General features: G+C 40.5%; 17 protein-coding genes and 1 pseudogene. 17 read left to right on the top strand and 1 reads right to left on the bottom strand.

The window, feature by feature from the left end:
* Positions 1-282 precede the first annotated feature (282 nt).
* On the bottom strand, positions 283-2,514 hold the full coding sequence (locus tag H6F45_RS19065; protein ID WP_190348090.1) for a polysaccharide biosynthesis tyrosine autokinase: 2,232 nt from the start codon (positions 2,512-2,514) through the stop codon (positions 283-285).
* Positions 2,515-3,281: 767 nt separating this feature from the next.
* Between H6F45_RS19065 and H6F45_RS19070 the strand changes: the two genes are divergently transcribed.
* From H6F45_RS19070 to H6F45_RS19140, 17 genes and pseudogenes are all read left to right on the top strand, one after another.
* Positions 3,282-4,607, top strand: coding sequence for a glycosyltransferase family 4 protein (locus H6F45_RS19070; protein WP_190348091.1), 1,326 nt, complete (start codon positions 3,282-3,284; stop codon positions 4,605-4,607).
* A 381-nt stretch (positions 4,608-4,988) separates the two neighbouring features.
* Positions 4,989-5,582 carry an Rpn family recombination-promoting nuclease/putative transposase gene (locus tag H6F45_RS27370; RefSeq protein WP_190348092.1) on the top strand — a complete coding sequence of 198 codons (594 nt, stop codon included), beginning with the start codon at positions 4,989-4,991 and terminating at the stop codon, positions 5,580-5,582.
* Positions 5,579-5,722: pseudogene (locus tag H6F45_RS26670) on the top strand (RNA-guided endonuclease TnpB family protein); the annotation flags it as partial. The gene H6F45_RS27370 and the pseudogene H6F45_RS26670, both read left to right, overlap by 4 nt.
* A 134-nt stretch (positions 5,723-5,856) precedes the next feature.
* Positions 5,857-6,303: a hypothetical protein gene (locus H6F45_RS26675; protein ID WP_242052677.1), complete on the top strand. Its 447-nt coding sequence runs from the start codon at positions 5,857-5,859 to the stop codon at positions 6,301-6,303.
* 168 nt (positions 6,304-6,471) lie between these two features.
* Entirely contained in the window at positions 6,472-6,792 is a 321-nt protein-coding gene (locus tag H6F45_RS26680) for a DUF4351 domain-containing protein (RefSeq protein WP_242052678.1), read from the top strand.
* A 109-nt stretch (positions 6,793-6,901) separates the two neighbouring features.
* A complete protein-coding gene (locus tag H6F45_RS19085; protein ID WP_190348093.1) occupies positions 6,902-8,803 on the top strand; it encodes an ABC transporter ATP-binding protein in 1,902 nt (633 codons plus the stop codon).
* Between the two features lie 119 nt (positions 8,804-8,922).
* A complete protein-coding gene (locus H6F45_RS19090; protein ID WP_187040596.1) occupies positions 8,923-9,117 on the top strand; it encodes a hypothetical protein in 195 nt (64 codons plus the stop codon).
* Positions 9,118-9,342: 225 nt separating this feature from the next.
* Positions 9,343-10,311 (top strand): class I SAM-dependent methyltransferase, encoded by a 969-nt coding sequence (locus H6F45_RS19095; protein ID WP_190348094.1) that lies wholly within the window; start codon positions 9,343-9,345, stop codon positions 10,309-10,311.
* A gap of 4 nt (positions 10,312-10,315) precedes the next feature.
* Positions 10,316-11,065 carry an FkbM family methyltransferase gene (locus tag H6F45_RS19100; RefSeq protein ID WP_190348095.1) on the top strand — a complete coding sequence of 250 codons (750 nt, stop codon included), beginning with the start codon at positions 10,316-10,318 and terminating at the stop codon, positions 11,063-11,065.
* Positions 11,066-11,125: 60 nt separating this feature from the next.
* Positions 11,126-12,028 (top strand): sulfotransferase family 2 domain-containing protein, encoded by a 903-nt coding sequence (locus H6F45_RS19105; protein ID WP_190348096.1) that lies wholly within the window; start codon positions 11,126-11,128, stop codon positions 12,026-12,028.
* A 276-nt stretch (positions 12,029-12,304) separates the two neighbouring features.
* Entirely contained in the window at positions 12,305-13,363 is a 1,059-nt protein-coding gene (locus H6F45_RS19110) for an NAD-dependent epimerase/dehydratase family protein (RefSeq protein ID WP_190348097.1), read from the top strand.
* Positions 13,360-14,577: a hypothetical protein gene (locus H6F45_RS19115; RefSeq protein WP_190348098.1), complete on the top strand. Its 1,218-nt coding sequence runs from the start codon at positions 13,360-13,362 to the stop codon at positions 14,575-14,577. The genes H6F45_RS19110 and H6F45_RS19115 overlap by 4 nt, the downstream gene beginning before the upstream one ends.
* Positions 14,578-14,579: 2 nt before the next feature.
* Positions 14,580-15,917, top strand: coding sequence for a glycosyltransferase family 4 protein (locus tag H6F45_RS19120; RefSeq protein ID WP_190348099.1), 1,338 nt, complete (start codon positions 14,580-14,582; stop codon positions 15,915-15,917).
* A gap of 39 nt (positions 15,918-15,956) precedes the next feature.
* Positions 15,957-16,889 (top strand): class I SAM-dependent methyltransferase, encoded by a 933-nt coding sequence (locus H6F45_RS19125; RefSeq protein ID WP_190348100.1) that lies wholly within the window; start codon positions 15,957-15,959, stop codon positions 16,887-16,889.
* Positions 16,890-16,919: 30 nt separating this feature from the next.
* A complete protein-coding gene (locus tag H6F45_RS19130) occupies positions 16,920-18,245 on the top strand; it encodes a glycosyltransferase family 4 protein (RefSeq protein ID WP_190348101.1) in 1,326 nt (441 codons plus the stop codon).
* A gap of 2 nt (positions 18,246-18,247) precedes the next feature.
* A complete protein-coding gene (locus H6F45_RS19135; protein ID WP_190348102.1) occupies positions 18,248-18,838 on the top strand; it encodes an acyltransferase in 591 nt (196 codons plus the stop codon).
* A 3-nt stretch (positions 18,839-18,841) separates the two neighbouring features.
* On the top strand, positions 18,842-19,873 hold the full coding sequence (locus H6F45_RS19140) for a galactosyltransferase-related protein (protein WP_190348103.1): 1,032 nt from the start codon (positions 18,842-18,844) through the stop codon (positions 19,871-19,873).
* Positions 19,874-20,089: the final 216 nt, after the last annotated feature.

Here is a 20,089-nt window from a genome sequence, read left to right on the forward strand (position 1 = left end):
GTTTCTTTGCTTTCCGAGTCCATCAAATTTTGGCGGTATTACACTCCATATTTGCCTTTGCTTGTTTACCCAGGCTGCGGTCAAATGCCGAGACGAGATAAATCAGGGGTTTCTCCTGATCAAAATACTTCTTCGTGTAGATGGTTATTCCTACTCGCAGTCCAATCATATCATATTCGCGGCGAATAAATTCGCCGTTGGCACTTCCTCCACTGTAAGATAGCCAAGTGGCTTCCGTGCCTTTCGGCGATTTTCTTGTGATATATTCTTCCTGTTGACAGATTATTCCTCACCTTGGTGGTAATAATAGTTGTAGTAATTGTCTGAATGACCATGCTGTCCATTGGCAACTACGCCTAAAACATCAATGGACGCATTTTTCATATCAGTTAAAGCCTGCTCAAATACAAAACGGTCTGTTTTATCCATCCTGACGATCATCACCACACCGTCGGTTTGGGGAGCGATGTAATTGGTATCAGCTAGACCCACAATGGGAGGAGCATCATAAATGACTAAATCAAAGGTATCTTGAAACTGTGCCATCAGTTTTTTCATTTTCCCTGATGAGAGTAACTTAGGTGCATCGGGGGGAATAGGTCCAGAAGTAATGATAGATAATTCATTCATAGCAGGTAGTAGTGTGACTACATTTTCTATGGACATATCCGTAGTAATTAAACTACTCAACCCCCAGATATTACTTAAATTTGCCAAGGTATGAATACTAGGGCGGCGCAAATCTGTATCTACCAGTAATACTTTTTTCCCCATAGTTGCAGCTACTTGAGCCAGATAAAAGGCAATTGTACTTTTACCGTCACCTTGCATGGAGGAGGTGATGGTAATAGAACTGATGGGAGTATCAGAGCTTAATAATTGTATATTTGTGTAGAGTACCCTGATGGCTTCGATAAAATTGTTAGCGTAATTGGTGTAGTGCCGTTTGGCTACGGTGGTTCTTTGGGTAGTAGTTTCCATCTGCCCATCCGCGTATTGTATCAAAGCATTTTTGAGTTTGAGAGTAGGGGATTTATCCTGCTGCATTTCTTGGTTAAAGGGAATATTCCCTAATACAGGAAATTTGATTCTTTCTTTGAGGCTCAAAGCGTTGTGATAAGTATGATCTAGCTTTTCCAAGAGTAAAGCTGCACCAATCCCTAGGGAGATACTCGCGGCAATTCCCATGATCATATCCCGGATCATAGTTGAAGAGACAGCTATAGGACTTATGGGTAGGTTAGGTGACTGAACTAATTGCCAACCTTGTTCCATCTGAGAGGATTGTTTAATGAGCAAATCTTCCCTAGCTGATAAAAAACGATTCAGACTTTCATTAGCAATAGCTAAACGGCGTTGTATTTCTGTATATTGTCGGATCAGTGTAGGTAATTCCAGGTTTTTCCGTTCTAAAATTCGGCGTTTTTTTTCCAGTTCTTGTTGATTAAGTTCTAAGGATTTGAGTAATTTATATGCTTCTTCTCGCTTAGTTTGGATATATAGTTCTGATTCTTGCTCGATTAATGGTCTGATGTTGTTCTGTTTTTCCTTGAGTGTAATTAGGGCAGGGTTTCCATCTTGAAAAACAGATGATTGTGTGGCAATTTGAATATCTAATTGGCGCAATTCTTCATTTAATGACCGATATATAGGATAGTTATCCAGGATAGACCTGACACCATCTTCAGTTTGTAAGAAATTCCAATCAGCACGAGCTTGGGCTAGTGGTAGTTGTAGTTGTTGCAGTTGTTGATTTACATCTGTGATTTGCTTTCCAATTGCTTCCGCTAGGACTTCTGGACCGAGAAAGTTATGCCTACGTTGGAACTGTTCTAATGTTGCCTGAACCTGGTTGACGCGTTTTTGTATCTTGGGTAGTTCTTCATCTATATATTTTAAACCTTCAATGAGGGTATTTCGCTTTTGTTGTTGACTGTAAGCTAAATAATCGGCAGCAATTTGTTCTAGTACATCTTTGGATTCCTCAGGTTTTTGGCTACGATAACTGACTTGGATAATTTTGGTTTGACCTACACGAGAAATCCTTAGACCCCGAGTCAGATATCCATAGTTGATGTTTGGATAGTTAGCTTGTAACTGTTTAATGCTGTTTTGCAGAATGTCAGAACCCAACATCACGAGAATTTGAGTTTCATAATCGAAACTCTCTGTAACTGTTCGGTTGATGTTATCGCCTAAGTTTAACAACTCACTCCTATTATCAGGGGTTTCAACCAGGATTGTAAAACTGCTTTCATATTCTGGTGGGCTTTGGGGATTTAAGTAAATCTTTACACCTACACTGGCAAGTACAGTTGTAGCTACTCCCACAACAACTACAATTCGACGCCTTAACAAACTTAAAAATTCTTTGTAATTCCAATCCTCCCTTTGTTGCTGATTTTCTTGTTGCTGATTGTCCAGAAAAGGGGGATAGGGAAAAAATGGAGTGATGGAGTTTCTCGTCTGTTCGGGATTTACGGGTTTATCAGTTTGATTGTGGATATTAGACATATTTTACACTCTATTTTTACTAAGTACGAAGATCAGATGAAATCCAATAGACATCTGGTGAAAATTACATAAGCGTAACCTGAAACCCATTCGTAGGAACAATTCATGAATTGTCCCTATATCTTTTTCAAAGAGGTCTAATATAGAGTAGTTAATCCGTGAACTGTTGACACTTGATACCTGCTGAGTAGATAACACTTTCTATCAATTTTACTACTTTGTCAATGCGTAAGTCCTATTTGCTTCAGTGGTTTTGGCTCACTCCATTTCCTTATAAATAGCACTCAATGACATTAATTTTGCAGTAGCAAGATTATCCCATATGTGCTTATAAAGGTTAAGGTGATAGGGGCTAAAAGCACAAAATGCCTACATCCTGTGTGTCCTTGCTATCTAAGAAATACAAGGGTATTAGTCGGATAGATTCATAGAGATTTATACAGTGTTGATACATGAAATAAAAATGATACTGTGACATTGTGACATTGTGACATTGTGACATTGTGACATTGTGATACTGTGATACTGTGATACTGTGATATTGTAACATTGTAACATTGTAACATTGTAACATTGTAACATTGTGATATTATAGCTACTATAAGTGCTGAATCCTGCGATAAGATTTTCTAATTGCTCAAGTTTGGTATCACCAATACCAATGCACAACTTGAACAATATCCTCAAAATCTTAACATTCAACTCTTCTGTGTAGCTACATAAATAACAGCTTAGTATTAGCCTAAATTAAAAATTAATTGCGATGTATGAAGAATGCTCAACAAACCTACAAACCATTAGGACTGTCGTCGGTAGATGGTACAAATAAGGATGATGATTGTTTCTATGAGCAAACAATTAAGTTATCTGTAGTTACACAGTTTTTTCCTCCAGACTATGCTGCTACAGGACAATTAATTGAGGAACTTGTACAGCAGTTAGAACAGCAGGGGGTAGAGATTGATGTGTTTACCAGTCAACCTGGATATGCGTTCAGGGTGAGTAAGGCTCCCCGTGTGGAACTGCGTGAGCAAACTAGGATTCATAGGTCTCGGACTGCGCAAATGTGGACTGGGAGAATTCGCGGAAAGGCTGTAAATGGAGTTTTATACAGCATTCGTGCTTTTTTGTATCTGCTCTCACCTTGGCGGCGAAGTAATGTGTTACTGATCACAACAGCACCACCATTTTTGCCCATTGTGGGTTATGTGGCTAATCTGCTGTGGAAGTTGCCCTATGTTTGTATAGTCTATGATTTGTATCCAGATGTGGCGATCGCACTGGGTGTAGTATCAAAGCAGCACTGGGTAACAAAACTTTGGCAAGGTTTAAATCAGAGAGTTTGGCTCAAAGCTGGGGGAATTGTGGTTCTCAGTCCAGAGATGAAACAACGGGTTGTAGAATACTGTCCCCAAGTCGCCCATAAAGTTTCTGTAATTCATAGCTGGGCTAACCCAGATTTAATTGTACCTATTGCCAAATCAGAAAACTGGTTTGCGTGGAAGTACAACTTAGTCAATAAATTCACTGTCCTTTACTCTGGGAATATGGGGCGATGTCACGACATCGATACTTTGTTAGTAGCGGCCAGAGAATTACAACATGAGTCAGTGCAGTTTGTGTGTATTGGTGGGGGTGCTAAACGGGAAGAGTTGATTGCTAGGGTCTCTCAACTAGAGCTAAGTAATTTTACATTTTTACCTTATCAAGATAAGGAAGATTTAGCCTATTCTCTCACAGCCTGCGACCTGTCTTTAGTGAGTGTTAACCCCAGCAGCGAAAGTTTAGTATTGCCGAGTAAGTTGTATTCAGCATTATCAGCTGGGAGACCATTGGCGGTAGTTTGTTCACCCGACTCTAGCTTAAGAAAAATAATTACTGACGCTGAATGTGGGGCAGCATTTGACCATGGGGATGGTCAGGGACTGGCGACATTTATCCGTTTATTGCAAAGTAACCAAACACTAGCAGAACAGATGGGTAAAGCTGGCCGTGAGTATCTACAATCCCACTTTACACCGCAAATTATTTGCCAACAGTATCTTGAGGTTTTACTGCAAACAGCGAATATTAAAAAGGGTAAAAATTTTTGAAATTACTGCTTGAATTTGTGGTACAATTGACTTGTGTAATATGTATAATAAAATAAGATAAACCTAAAAATGAAATAATTCCTAACGGGGTTTTTCATCTCAAGTTTATTATTAAGTGAATTAAAAAAAATAATAGTTACTTTCAGTATAAGCTGATTTTTGTGGAGTGGGCTTTGATGGTCTGATTGATCTCAGTTTCTCCAAACGTAACCTTCCTATTGATTTTGATATTAGGGGGACGAATTGCATAAAAGGTGTAACCATAATCGGAAACGTTCCAAACGTAGAGCTATTTACTGTCCTATTCATAGTTGTTATCTAGATAGTGTCAGTCGCAAATATAAAGTTACGTCCGATTCATCAAAGTTAAAAAACACTTGTGTGTCCGTACCCATAAAGGAAGAGTGGTTAGAAGCTTTTTGGTGTCCACAATGCCAGAAGAAAAAATGGATTACCCAGCGCAGTGACTTACAAGTACAAGACATCCTCAACACTGAATTTCAGTGGATAGAGCGGGAAAGTGATGTTTTACTGAAGGTTTTATCGCCAGAAATAGGGGAATTTTTGCTGCTCAACGAATTACAGCTACGGTACAATCAGAAAATGCCTCGAAGGATACGGGCTTATACAGCTTTGGCAGAAGAGCGTTATAATTTACCAGTGTTTATGTCCTCCGCTGATACCATACAGATTTACCACCGAAATAACGTACATAATATACTCCCCGACCTAAAAGAATTACTAGATATTTGTTATCCCCAGCCGCCTCAAAATGTTTTCTACCTACTGGTAGAAGAATATCGCCGGGGATTTCCCGTTTATATAGCTATTGAAAATTCTGGTAAAGTCATAGGATTTACTTACCTGGCTCCCAATAGCAAAGGGGGAACATTAGAATCCTTAGCTGTACATCCTGACCCTGAAACGAGACGCAAGCCCCAGGCTTTTAGACATGGGGATAAGTCGATAACATAACTGAAAAACGCAATCGTCAAGCCAGGGATGCCGTTAATAAAGCTGCAAGATTGGTAATTAATCATTGCTTAACTAACAACATTGGCACAATTGTATTCGGGTGGAATAAAAAACAAAAAGATAACACTGATATGGGAAAACTTATCTCAAAATATTAGCAGCACCATTACAGTCTGCATTAATTTTGAACCCATCAGAAGTTTTATGCCCTGGTGCGATCTGCTTGCAGCAGCGCTATCGCTATCGCCTATAGATTTATAACATATAACTAAAAATGACTAAAAAGAAAGCAGACATTGGTGGTAAAAGATTAATTAGTCTAGCACCTGAACAATGGGTACGTTGGTTAACTAACAACCCTGACCTAACAGTTAAGGAAATTATTAATTCTGATTTTCAATGGGTAGCTAGAGAAAATGATGTATTAATTAAAGTCTCCAGTCCTAAAGCCGGAGAATTTTTAATTCTCAATGAGTTACAATTGCGTTATACTAAACAAGTACCTGTAAGAATCTATGCCTATACCGCCCTAGCCAAAGAAAACTATAACTTACCTGTTTATCCGGTATTAGTCAACATTTTACCCAACTCTCAAAGCGAAATAATTCCTAACTTCTATGAAGCGGAATTTATGGAAATCAAAAGTTATCAAAATTATCATGTTATTAATCTATGGGAACTAGACGTTAATTTAGTTTTTGAGAATAAGCTATCAAGTTGATTACCTTTCGTACCAATATTAAAAGGAGGAGGAAATGAAAACATAGTCAGAAAAGCAGTAGTAGAATTACGAGCCAATGAAACTCTAACAGATTTAGAACCATTACTATCATTTTTTGCTAGTTTTGTCTTAGATATACCTTTAGTACAACAGATAATGAGGTGGGATATGACTATTTTAAGAGAGTCTCCTTGGTATCAACAAATATTAAAGGAAGGTTTAGAAGCAGGAGAAAAACAGGGTTTAGAACTAGGTCTAGCAACAGGTTTACAGCAGGGTTTACAGCAGGGTTTACAGCAGGGTTTACAGCAGGAAAGTCTCAAGTTAGTAAAGAAATTAATTGACCGTCGTTTTGGGGCTTTATCATCGGAGTTAAACCTTAAAATTAATCAATTGTCAACTTCTAAATTAGAAGATTTGGCTACAGATTTACTAGAAATCACTGAGATAAATCAACTGGAAAATTGGTTACAACAAAATATCAGTTAATCAAAAATTTATGAGATTAATTGGGTATGATGCAGCACGGCAAAGGCGATCGCCTTTAGTATTGGAGAAATCAAGTCTTGACTTATTGTAAACAACCTTAACCGAATTAATGACTTTAGCAAAGACAGTGAAGCTTGGACGCAGATCAGCCTCTAGGTTTTTGAATCGTTACCTGAAAACTGAAGCAGATCGACTGATTTTGCAGTCTGCATGGGAGAACTGGGGTTTAATCCTAGCCAACTTTGCCACTGGTATTATAGGGGCTATGTTTGAAGGGGGAACCTTTGGCATTATCTTCTTGGCGGTTACCCTGTTGAGCACTCCCCAAGGAATAGACTGGAACCAGTATGCCATCTTAGCAGGAGTCCCCGGACTAGGGAGTTGGTTGAATGCCCTTGGTCAGGAGGTGTTATTTATTCTCTTATTAGGACTAGCAGTGACAGCCCAAATCTTCCTGGGGCTTTGCAACTATTGGAATGCGGTGACTGCGGGGGACTTGGGGATCAGATTACAGGTTAAGTTCACAGAGTATATTCATCGCCTAATTCTCAGTTTTAGCTTTGCCTGTGCCAGTCGTTATAAGGTAGGAGATTTAACTTCCTATGCCAGTAGCGCTGGTCCCACGGTTAAAACCCAGATTAAATTAGCTAATACTTTGATCACTAACTTTTTGCTGCTTTTGGTCTATCTAGGCATTCTGGTGGTGATTTCCCCTTGGCTGTTATTGGCCGCTCTGTCCACTGTCTTAGTTTTTTATGTTATCCAAAAGCAATTACTGCCCCGCATCCGCCATTACTCTAGTGTTAATGAGCAAGGACTGGTGGAAATTAGCAAACAGGTAACGGAAAATTTGCAGGGGTTAAGGCTCTTGCACACCACAGGACGTCAATCCAGGGCTGTGGCTCAAATTAAGGCATTAGTAGAGCAGGTTAAGCCAGGGCTGCAAAAACAGATCCGCTTGCTGAATATTACCAATCCCATTACCCAAACCTTACCGGTCATTTTGTTGGCTATTATTGCGGGTATTGCCTTTTTGCTGTTTTCCCGGCGGAGCACTGGGGTGTTACCCAGCTTAGTCACCTTTGTCTTGGCCTTGCAACGGTTTAATATCCGTCTTCAGGGTGTTACTGGAGCGGTCACGGGGTTTGCTGATAACTATGGTAGGTTAGCCCGCTTTCAAGAGATTCTTGACCCCAGGGATAAGGAGTTTGGGCGGTTGGGAACAGTACCCTTTACTAACCTAGCCACAGATATTAGCTTCCATGGGGTTTATCTGCGTTATTTGGCTGATCAGGGGGAGGTACTGCAAGATATTAATCTTGTCCTACCTTTGGGCAAGGTAACGGCCCTGGTGGGACAGTCGGGGGCGGGTAAGTCCAGCTTGGCGGATTTATTGGTGGGGCTTTATGAGCCGACCAGAGGAAAGATTTTGGTCAATGGTCGGGATTTGCGCGACTATGATCCTAGTAGCTGGCGGCAACGATTAGGGGTTGTCAGTCAGGATACTTTTCTGTTCAATGCCACTATCCTTGAAAATATTCGTTTTGCTTGTCCGACTGCTACAGATTGGGAAGTGATGGCTGCCGCCCAAGCGGCTCAAGCCGATGGCTTTATTCAGGATTTACCCTTGGGCTATGACACGGTAGTCGGGGAGAGGGGGTACCGACTCAGTGGGGGTCAGCGGCAACGGATCGCCCTGGCTCGGGCGATTTTATCCGATCCGGATTTGCTGATTTTAGACGAGGCTACTAGCGCTCTAGATACGGTTTCAGAAAAGCTTGTCCAAGAAGCTTTGGATAAGTTTGGGCAAAACCGGATGGTGTTAGTGATTGCTCACCGATTATCGACGATTGTTAATGCGGATCAGATTGTGGTGCTTCAGCAGGGACGCATTGTGGAAAGGGGAACCCACAGTGAGTTACTGGGGTTGTCGTCGGGTATCTATAGAAATTATTGGCAGTTACAGTCAAGCCAAAAGAAAGTGCCGTTGTCACCTTCACAGAATACTTGAAATATATAGGGCTTGCTGAATAAACTTACCATTAAAATAATGCCTGTTAATAGCTGAACGCCCTTTAAATCAAGAACCTATCATTTATCAACCTCAACTATGGAGTCAAATTACTACTAATGAATAAGCCAATTTCTGTAAATAAACCAATTCCTGAGAAATTATCTAGCCAAATTGATGCAGGTGTTAAACTCGCTATTGCTAAAGCTATTGAAAGACACCGCAAATTAGGCGAGGCGATTAGCATTTGGCAAGATGGCCAAGTTGTTACCTTAACTCCTGAACAAATTCCACCTTTAAACTCAGATGAATAAACTATATTCTCTCATTCTAGAATAAATTCCACCTTTGACTTCAGATGATTAACGTATTTTCTTTTGTTCCAGAACACATCCGAGAAAAACTAACACTCACGGATGATAAAAAACAAATATTGCAACAACAAACTATTAGTCAACATACCAATTCATGAATTGTCCCTACCAAGGGTTTCAAGTTACGCATATTTAATTTTCTGAGATGTCTAGAGTGTAAATTCAGTGTTAACAGGATCTAAAAAATTACTGTGTCGGGCCTGTGGTTCTGATCGTCTTGTTTATTTATGGGATTGTGCCGAATTTCCCAATGGATTACTCGAACAGGTCGGACTATCGAATCTTTCCCCCGGTCAGTTATATCGTTGTCAGGACTGTGGGTTAGGACAACGGCTACCTTGCTTAACAGCGGATCAACTTAAACAGGTTTATGCCACAGCGCCGGGTGGCGCGATGGATTATGAGTTGGCTAAGAATGCAGGTTGGTCAAGAAGTAAGACGTTATTGCTAGAGTATTTCCAGAATCAAGAGTCTATTTCTGTCCTCGACGTAGGTTGTAATGAGGGAAAGTTTCTGGATAATTTACCCACTCATTGGCACAAGTTTGGCATTGAGGGGGGAATTCAACCGGCTAAATCAGCTGGCGCTAAGGGAGTTAATGTTATTGCAGATCGATTACAAGATATAGATTCAAAGTGGCATCATTGTTTTGATGTGGTGACAATGTTTGATGTGTTTGAGCATCTCATCAATCCACTAGAGGGAATAAAACAGGCAGAATATTTACTTAAACCGGGGGGGGTACTGCTGATTAGCACCGGCGATATGGATGCTTGGACTTGGCGTTGGTTTAAGGGCAATCATTGGTACTTACAAACGCCATTACATTGGTCTTTTGCTACAAGGCAATTTTTTGATTATGTTGAGAAAAAATTGCCCCTTAAAGTTAAAAGTGTGTATCAGATTCCTCATCAATTGGGAAGCAGTCGGGAGGTTTGGGATGAGCGCGTCAAGGCTGCTTATTATGAGTGTTGGCAACGGGGTGGTTTTTGGCGACTTCCTCAAAGAGCCATATTTTCAATCCCGCAATACTCACATCTTAAGCATTTAACCAGTGTGCCTTGGACTATGAAACTTAGCGATCACTTCCTAGTTTTATGTTTAAAACCCATCTTTGGAAACTCAATCTTCTAGCCCTATGATTAAAGCTGTGATGCATAAAATATTCAATTCTCTTGGTTTGGAAATTAGGCTTCTAAAGAATCTTCGTGAAGCACAAAAACGAGAAAAGAAAATGAAAGAATTAGAAAATTATCAATTTCTTGCCAATTTTGATATAAAAAGTATTATCGATGTTGGTGCCAACGAGGGACAGTTTGCTAGGACAATTCGTCATGTGTTTCCGGGTGCAACTATCTATTCGTTTGAACCCCTACCTGATGTTTATAAGGAGCTTTATTCATTATGTGCAGAAGATACTAACATTAAAACTTTTAATTTAGCATTAGGAAACGAAGTTGGCACAAAGCAAATGTTCTCAAGTTCCTTTTCCCCCAGTTCTTCAATGTTGAATATGTCTAAACTGCATAAAGAAGAATGGCCAGAATCATCAGTTAATACCAGTGTTATGGTTCAACAAACTTGTTTAGACCAATGGGTAAAAGAGAACAATCAAACTATTGGGGATAATATTTTAATTAAGCTGGATGTACAAGGCTATGAACTTTCTGTTATTAAAGGAGGAGAGAAGACTTTTAAAAGTGCCAAGCTAGTAATTATTGAGGTTTCTTTTTATGAGTTTTATGAAAAACAACCTCTGTTTGATGATATCTACAAATACCTATGCAATTTGGGTTTTGTTTATCGGGGCAACCTGGAGCAATTTCGCTCTCGATCCGGCAATAAAATACTTTTTGCAGATGCGATTTTTGAAAATCTCGGTATCTAGTTACTCTACTTAATTTAGTCGTAATTTGTTTTTTTAGATAGGCAATTACTTTGTAGTTATATGATTAAAAATCGTCTTTTGAAAATGTCAGACTCTAACTTACTTGCTCCTATTTATTTCTTTTTGCATATACCCAAGACTGGTGGAGTATCAATAAAAAATAATTTAAGTAGAGTATTACCGAAGAGTTCGGTGTATTCAATTACATCGAATGGTGATGGAGTATCTGGATATTTTGGATATTTATCGAGTCTAAAAAAACTAGAGGACTATGAGCAATTCTACAAGGATAAAATACGTTTAGTCACTGGCCACTATTCTTTTGGATTACATGAGTCCTTTGGAGATAGAACCTTTAAATATCTGTCTTTTGTAAGAGATCCTATAGAACGAGTTATCTCTCTTTATTTTTATATTAAAACTCAACCCACTCATCCTTTATTTAGTGTTGTGGTTGATAAAAATTTAACCCTCGAACAATTTGCCCTTGGCAGCTTTCATAGCGAAATTGAAAACTGTCAAACCAAAATGTTGAGCGGTCGGAAAGAAACAGATTTTTTGGTTGGAACTGAACCTTGTGCTGAGATTGATTTGCAAAGAGCAATAAAACATATCGAATCATATTTTCCTGTTGTAGGACTTACTGAGAAATGCGACCAGAGTCTTAGTTTAATAAATTATAATTATGGTTTAAATTTAGTCCCTGGGGTCAAAAAAAATGTAACGAAGTATAGACCCAAAATAACTGAGATTGACCAAGTTACAAAAAAAGCCATTGAGAGTGTTAATGCTTATGATATTGAGTTGTATCGTTACTCTTGTGAAAGATTTCAAAAAATGATTAAATCTCAAAGAAATCAGTTATTTTTATTGTCAACGTCTCAAAGAGTAAGCCGTAAACTTTCGAGAATAAACTGCAAAATACAGCGCATTTTATCTGAGAGGATGTTTGATAAGTTTTGAACAGGTAATTGGAACAGGGAATGGGCAGGATTGGGGAACACAGAAAAAACAATAAAATCTAGTTCCCTCCCCTTATAAGGGCAAGACAAGGTGGACAAGGTGGACAAGGTGACAAGAGAGAAAAACAGTACAAAGTCTGTATTCTTAGTAACAAGAATAGCCTAATCATGACTTGACAAACATCCTCTGAGTGAGGTACAGAAGGGCAGGCAGGATGCCATAGGTGTCAAGTTAAGAAAAATGGCTTAGTGTCAAGTTAGTTTTACTTATTTCAATATGCCTTTTGATAAGCAACTGTTAGTCACCGGTTCCGCTGGCTTAATCGGCTCTGAATCGGTGCGTTATTTCACCCAACTGGGCTGGCAGGTTACAGGTATTGACAATAATATGCGAGCCGACTTCTTTGGCAAAGACGGTGACACTACCTGGAATTTGCAGCAGTTACAAGTTGACTGTCCGGAGTATCAGCATTTCTCCCTTGATATCCGCGATCGCCCCTCTATTCTGAACCTCTTTTCAGAACAAAAATTTGACCTGATTATTCACGCCGCAGCCCAGCCCTCCCACGATTTAGCCGCCAGTCGTCCCTTTGATGATTTTGATGTTAATGCCGTTGGCACACTAAACTTGCTGGAATCAACCAGAAGGGCTTGCCCTGAAGCAGTGTTTTGTTTCCTCAGCACTAACAAAGTCTATGGTGATGCCCCCAATGAGTTGCCATTGGTGGAACTAGAGAGCCGTTGGGACTATGCCAATCCCCAGGACTATGGCGGTATTACCGAAACCTGTCGCATTGACCAGAGTAAACATAGTTTATTTGGTGCGAGTAAAGTAGCAGCGGATGTGATGGTACAGGAATATGGCCGCTACTTTGGGATGAAAACCGCCTGTTTTCGCGGCGGGTGCCTGACGGGATCAGCCCACAGCGCTGCTGAACTCCATGGTTTTTTAGCTTATGTGGTGCGAGCCTGTGCGGAAGGAAGAGAATATAAAATCTACGGTTATAAAGGTAAACAGGTGCGGGATAATATCCACGCCTCTGATGTCTGTGCTTTGTTGCATCAATTTTATTTACATCCCCGTTGCGGTGAAGTCTATAATCTGGGTGGTGGTAGAAAAAACAGTATTTCCGTCCTTGAGGCGATCGCCAAGGCGGAACAGCTTTTAAATAAACCGTTCAAAACCGTTTACGTCGATAAAAATCGCGAAGGCGATCACATTTGTTATATTAGTGACCTAAGTAAAATTCACAACCATTTTCCCGACTGGCAAATTACCCGCAGTTTAGATAGCATTTTCCAGGAAATGGCTACCATGTACCTATTGCAGCGATGACAAAAACATTAATTGTTATTGGTTCCGTTGTCCCTGGAGGGGCTAACGTGGGAGAAATCTTGTTGCGGGATATGTTGACCTGCCTCAAAAGAGAAGAGTTTATTGTTGCTCCTCTTTTAACTGGGGAGACCTTTACCGAGGAAACCAGGGGTAATAGTGAGCAGTTGAATACAATTTTTCCGCTAAAATCTCCCCCAGAACATGCCGTTCGGCGTTGGGGTGGGCGTTTGGGGGGTTTAGTCTGTGCGGGTGAACGATTACTATTTTACGATAGACAGATCAAAGTCCTAGTTAGCCAGATCGAGGAGCAAGTGAGGGAATTAGGTATCACTCGTATCTGGGGCATTTTGAATATGACTGTGGTGGTTGATGCCCTGTTTGGTTTGATGGGAAAGTGTGATTTACCTTTATACACCCAGGTCTGGGATGACATTGATTACCTCACCCAACAGCGTGGACTTGACGCTACCATGCGATTTCGCACCCGAAAGAGATTTGGTCTACTCCTGAAAAAATCAGTTAAGACTGGTGTGATTTGTGAAACTATGGCTCAAAGCTATAAACAACGCTACACAGCCCGTTGTGAAATTATCCGTCATGGACTATCTAATCAGGTAATAGCTCGGACTGAATATTCATCAACCGATGAATTCCGCATCGGCTTTTCCGGGGGGATGTATGCCCCTGATGCTTGGCAAGCGTTGTTTGCAGCTCTGGCTTATATCAATTGGCAAGTTGGGGGTAACAAGCTAATTAAATTGATTGTCATGTCGGGAAAAATCACCCTACCCTGTACAAGCCCCGCCCATGTTGAATACTTAGGTTGGCGAACCACTGATGAAGTTAGACAACGACTAGCTGAGTGCGATTTGCTCTATGTTCCTTATCCCTTTGCTTCCTACCTCAAACCCTTGGCTCAACTCTCCTTCCCCACTAAACTCAGTACCTATGTTAACCTCGGCCGTCCAATTTTTGCCCACGTGCCTGAATATGGTTCATTGGTGGACTTTTACGCCCAGTATCCATTGGGTGCGCTTTGTACTTCGTTAGATCCAAAAATCATTGCTGAACAAATTACCGCCCTAGCGGAAAATACCAGTCTTTATGAAGCCTCCGCTAAAACGGTTGCTTGGGTTGGGGAAAAAGAATTAAGTCACCAAAATTTTGTCAATCAAGTTAAACGGTTTATTGAATTGGAAGGCCTGACTAGTTAGACATGAGTTATCCCAAACGGTTCTTGTTTTTGATGCCAACTAGTTCGATCGCAGGCGGCGTGGAGACATGGCTTGATGAAATTTATGAATATTTAACAACGCATCAATTTGAAGTATTAGTCGGGTTATTGCGAGGACAACAGTTTAACCAACCAGAGCGCTATCGTGCTGTTCATCCCCAGCTAAAAACCATTGAAGTCGATGGACGGGGCTGTAATCGAGAAGGTAGAGTGCGGGCATTAATGCGCTGTATTGAAGGAGTTAAACCTGACATAGTGATTCCATTGGGAATCGCCGATGCTTATGAGGCTGGGATTCGCAGCAAGCAAAAAGGGCTAGATACTCGTTTAGTAATTCATGCTCAGGGAAACTTAGAGCCAATGCTTGCCGATCTCAGGAGTTACCGGGATGGGATTGACCAAGTAATTTGCCCCGGAGAGCTAACCAAACGAGTTTTAATTAACTGGGGAGGGTTTGCATCAGACAGAGTGACTCATATCCCCAACGGTGCTAATCAGCCAAAATGCAGTTCACAACGTCCAATCTCATCAGGAAAAGCAAAGCCTATTCGCATAGGATATATTGGTCGCTTAACCACCCTTGACAAGCGATCGCCGGATTTAATTACCCTGTATCAAGAACTCGAAAAGCTGAACCTAAATTATCAATTAGATATTGTCGGGGACGGATCTTGTTTTGCTCAACTCAATGAAGCTTTGGGTAAAGCTCCCCAAGTTAAACTCCACGGAGCTTTGTCTCGCGAGGTTGTTTATCAAGAAATATTTCCCAACCTTGACGTACTGATTTTACTATCCTCATCGGAAGCCTTTGGCATTGTGATTGTGGAAGCATTGATGCACGGTGTAATACCGGTCACTTCCCGTTATGTCGGCTTTTACGCCGAAGGTTTAGTCAAAGAAAACGAAACCGGTTTGTCCTTCCCTGTGGGAGATATGGCTGGCGCGGCTCAACAAATTCAGCGTTTAGCCGAGGATGGTGATTTACGACACCGCCTGTCTAGCAATGGGCAAGTGCATGGACAGCCCTATACTTGGGAAAATTCCCTCACTAGTTGGAACATAACTTTAGAACAAGTCATGGCTCGCCCTCCGCTTTTAAGTTCGTCTCCTTTACCCAAAATTCCCACCACAACTGGAAGATTAGAACAGTTGGGGATTCCAGCCAGTGTCATTGACGGGTTACGTCGCCTCCGTAGGTTTCTGTTGGGGTCACCCATTCCCCCTGGTGGAGAAGAGTGTCCGTTATTTTATCGTCATCATTCTGAGTCTTTGCTGGAGGAAATTTCCCAAGTTTTGAAAGACCTTGATACTGCCGAATAATATAATCTTTAATATAAACAATTAATATAAATAGCCAAAATGCTTAAGCAAGTTATTAAAAGGTTGCCAGGATTTCGTAGTCTTATCGCACAAAGAGATTTTCTGTTAAAAGAACTGGAAAAATGGAAATATCAACAAGAATTTTTGCCGGGACATTACTACTCTCCCATTCCAGATCATGAAGACTTAATAAATTATTTCGATAATCGAATAGATCCTTCGCAGGTAAAAGATATTGGCGGAATTGAGCTTTACTGGTCTGAGCAAATTTCTTTACTAAAAGATTTAGCAAATCGTTTTTATAAAGATATACCATTCTCAGAACATCAGCGCACAGACAACAATAATCGTTATTTTTATGAAAATGGTTTTTTCACTTATGCGGATGGAATTATACTTTACTCCCTACTCAGGTATTTAAAGCCGAAAAATTTGATAGAAGTTGGGTCTGGTTTTTCATCTTCGTTAATTCTAGATGTGAATGAGCAGTTTTTAGATAACTCAATTAATTGTATATTTATTGAACCCTACCCTGATCGCCTAATAAGAAACTTGCGAAGCGCGGATAGGTCAAGAATAACAATTATTCAAGAGAAGGTACAAGAACAGGATCTAGAACTGTTTGAGCGTTTGCAACCGGGAGATATTTTATTGATTGACTCATCCCATGTTTCCAAGGCGGTAAGTGATGTTAACTTTCTGGTTTTTGACGTGCTTCCCAGGCTTAAATCGGGGGTATGGATTCATTTTCATGATATTTTTTATCCATTTGAATACTTAGAGGAATGGGTCAGGGGAGGGCGGTCGTGGAATGAGGCATATTTATTGCGTGCGCTCTTAATGTTTAACCAGAATTTCAAAATAAAGCTTTGGGGAAATGCTTTAGCAGTTCGCTACCCGGAAATATTACAAGAATATATGCCACTGTGTCTGAAAAATTCGGGGGCAAGCCTTTGGTTGAGAAAAGAATAACTCTTTATGTATTATTACTAGCATATTTGTATGAATCCTCACATTCTTTTTATTGCACCCTCCGCTTACACCCTTAGTGGCTTGGCAACTTGGTTAGACTATCTGTTACCTGGTCTAAAACAACTGGGGTGGCGCACTACCTTGGGGCTAGTAGAAGGGACTCGGTATCATCGAGTCGCTGACTATTTAGCAGTTCATCCCTGTGAAAGCGCGATCGCCATTACCTGCAAAACTGGAACTCCCCAAGGACGACGGTGGGCGGTGCAAAGGGCAATTCAAGAATATTCACCGGATATTGTGGTGACGGTTAATATTCCTGATGCGATCGCCGCTACAGCAGAACTCAGAAGTCGGGGTGAAACTCAAGCTAAAATTGTGATGACCTGTCACGGTATTCAGGAAGACCTATTTGCCGACATGAAACTATTTAAAAATTCCCTGGATGCCGTAGTTTGTACAAATAAATTGGCTTGTAAGTTAGCAGAGGATTATTCTAGCCTAGATAAATCATCAGTATTTTACGCTCCCTGTGGAGCGCCAACTCGGCCTTTAACCCCTCGCAAATCCGAAAAAACATTTAAAATTATTTTTGTCGGAAGACTAGAGCAGCAACAAAAAAGAGTACATGACTTACCCGCTATTCTGGAGAACTTAAGCAGTCAACAGATTCCCTTCCACTTGAAAATTGTGGGTACTGGACCTGAAGAAATCAGACTACGTGATCGTTTATCACAATTTATTAACTCAGGAGAGGTTTCATTTTTAGGCCATGTCCCTTCCCATGAACTGTGGGAAAAAGCCTATTTTCAGGCCGATGCCTTGTTAATGCCATCCTGTTGGGAAACAGGCCCAATCGTTATTTGGGAAGCAATGGCTTGGGGTGTGGCAGTTGTATCCTCTCGTTATGTCGGCAGCGGTCTAGAGGGAGCATTAAAAAATGACGAGAATTGTCTAATGTTTGATGTCGGTGATTGTGCAGCGGCTAGCCAACAAATTATCCGGCTTTATCAAGATCAAGATTTATCCCAGAGAATAAAACAAAGTGGTTGGGAAACGATTAATAAAAAATATTCCCATCCTGTTTCTGTTCAGCAATGGAATAAGATTTTTGAGCAAATTTTAACAACATCTGCCTCAACAATATTACCTGTCAATATAGACAGTGGGTCGTTAAATAACCGTTTAGATAAACTATTGGGTAAGGCTAATGCTGAGAGAATTAGAATTTGGTTGGAGCGCACAGGCCCAAGCTGTGATCCGGGGGGAGAATGGCCTCATAGTTGGAGTGACAAACAAACATCCCAGAGAGAAAACGAATTTTGGAATATAGCGCAACAGTTAGATCGGCTTGAGTAAAAATGTTTTTATCCTTACTTAAAGGAATCTGGCAACTGCGGGATCCGCTGTTAATCCGAGATTTAGGAGAACGTCGTTTTCACTTGGCTAAGGTTGACCGAATACGTCAAGGGTTTCCCAAAGCGAAAATTAGTAATGATGTGATTTTGATCAATCACGAACCTCAACGACTAAAACTTACAGGACAAGTCACCATCAGTCAAGGAAATATACTGGCATTTGGGGATCCCCTGAATGGCTACGGCAATATTATCATTGGCGATCGCACTTGGATTGGGCAGTACAATAATTTACGAGCTGGGGGTGGTGACATCCAGATTGGGGAAGACTGTCTGATCAGCCAATTCTGTACATTAGTTGCCAGTAATCATCAAAAACACAGGAGTTTACCGATTAAAGTCCAACCATCAGATCAAAACCGTACTGGTGTAATCCTAGGGAATGATGTGTGGTTAGGATCTGGTGTAACCGTGTTGCCAGGGGTTACTATTGGCAATGGTGCTGTAGTCGGTGCTAATGCAGTTGTTAATCATGATATTCCTGACTACGAAATCTGGGGTGGAGTCCCTGCCAAAAAACTAGGAGACAGATAACCGATGGTAACATTAAAAGAGCAGTTAGGATGTTGGCTGAACGAGCGCTGGCAAACGGAGTTAGTATTAAGATCCCCTAAATTAGCCCAATTGCTGGGTTTAAGCTGGTTGGATCTGTGTAATCGTTCTGAAGTTTTGCAACCTGATCTAATTACCGGGGGGCGAATTTGTCAGTGGCAATTTTCTTCCCAGCTAACAGTTTCACGGGTTTTTCCCGGGGTGGGGTTAGGTATTCTACAGCACGTTTTACAACTATATCCTGTAAAACTCAACTTTGAATCTAAAAGTAATTTATCAAACAAGCCAGATTGTTCAATTTTATTTGTTGTTGGCGGTATAGAGCGTTTTCCGCAATTTGAATTGGCTTTAGCCTCAGCCCGTGCCCAAGTTGATGTTGATTACGAAATCATTGTTGTTGAACAATCCCCCGAACCTCTGTTGACAAATAAGTTGCCCACTGATGTTCGTTATTTTCATCAAGTCAACCCGCAACCTGAGAAGGGGTTTAATAAGAGTTCCGCACTGAATAAAGCGGCTAGAGAAGCTAAATCTGAAAAACTAATTATTTTAGATGCTGACTTTGTTGTTCCAATTAATTTTGTCATTGAATGTAATCAAGTTTTAGGTAAAATTTCTAGTGCCAGGTTAGCACGATTAATTTTTTATGTTGATAGTCAGTCAACTGAACATATAGTTAATGCCCAGGAATTGGTATCTGGCATAAATGTAGAGAAAATAGTTGAAAATAATCCTACCCCTCTAGCATTACACAAATCTACTTACTGGGACATTGGTGGACATGATCAAGACTTTTGGGGATGGGGGGGAGAAGACACTGAATTTTTAGATCGTTTACGCACTTGTAAAATATCTGAAGGGGGGTGGTTGCCTTTCATTCACCTTTGGCACCCCTCCGCTCCCAAAAAAGCCAACGGCGATCGCAATTCTCAGTTATATAATGATCGTTTAAAGATACCTGCACAAAGTAGAATTGAGGAGTTAAGAGAGCGAGCTTGTCCTAAGTTGACAATTTAATAGACAAACCTGTACACTCATAGACAAACCTATGAGTGACTTTATGTTTAAACCTCATGAATTTGCTAAAAAAATCGGAGTTTCAGTCATGGTATTACTTTTGCTAATCCTAAACACTACAAACAGAACTTAGCTAAACTGCAAAGATTATCTAATATCTACTCTAAAAAGGCTTCATGTTCAAGCAATAAGCATAAAGCCAAAATTAAACTAGCT

Source organism: Sphaerospermopsis sp. FACHB-1194, assembly GCF_014696235.1.
Lineage (GTDB): Bacteria > Cyanobacteriota > Cyanobacteriia > Cyanobacteriales > Nostocaceae > Sphaerospermopsis > Sphaerospermopsis kisseleviana.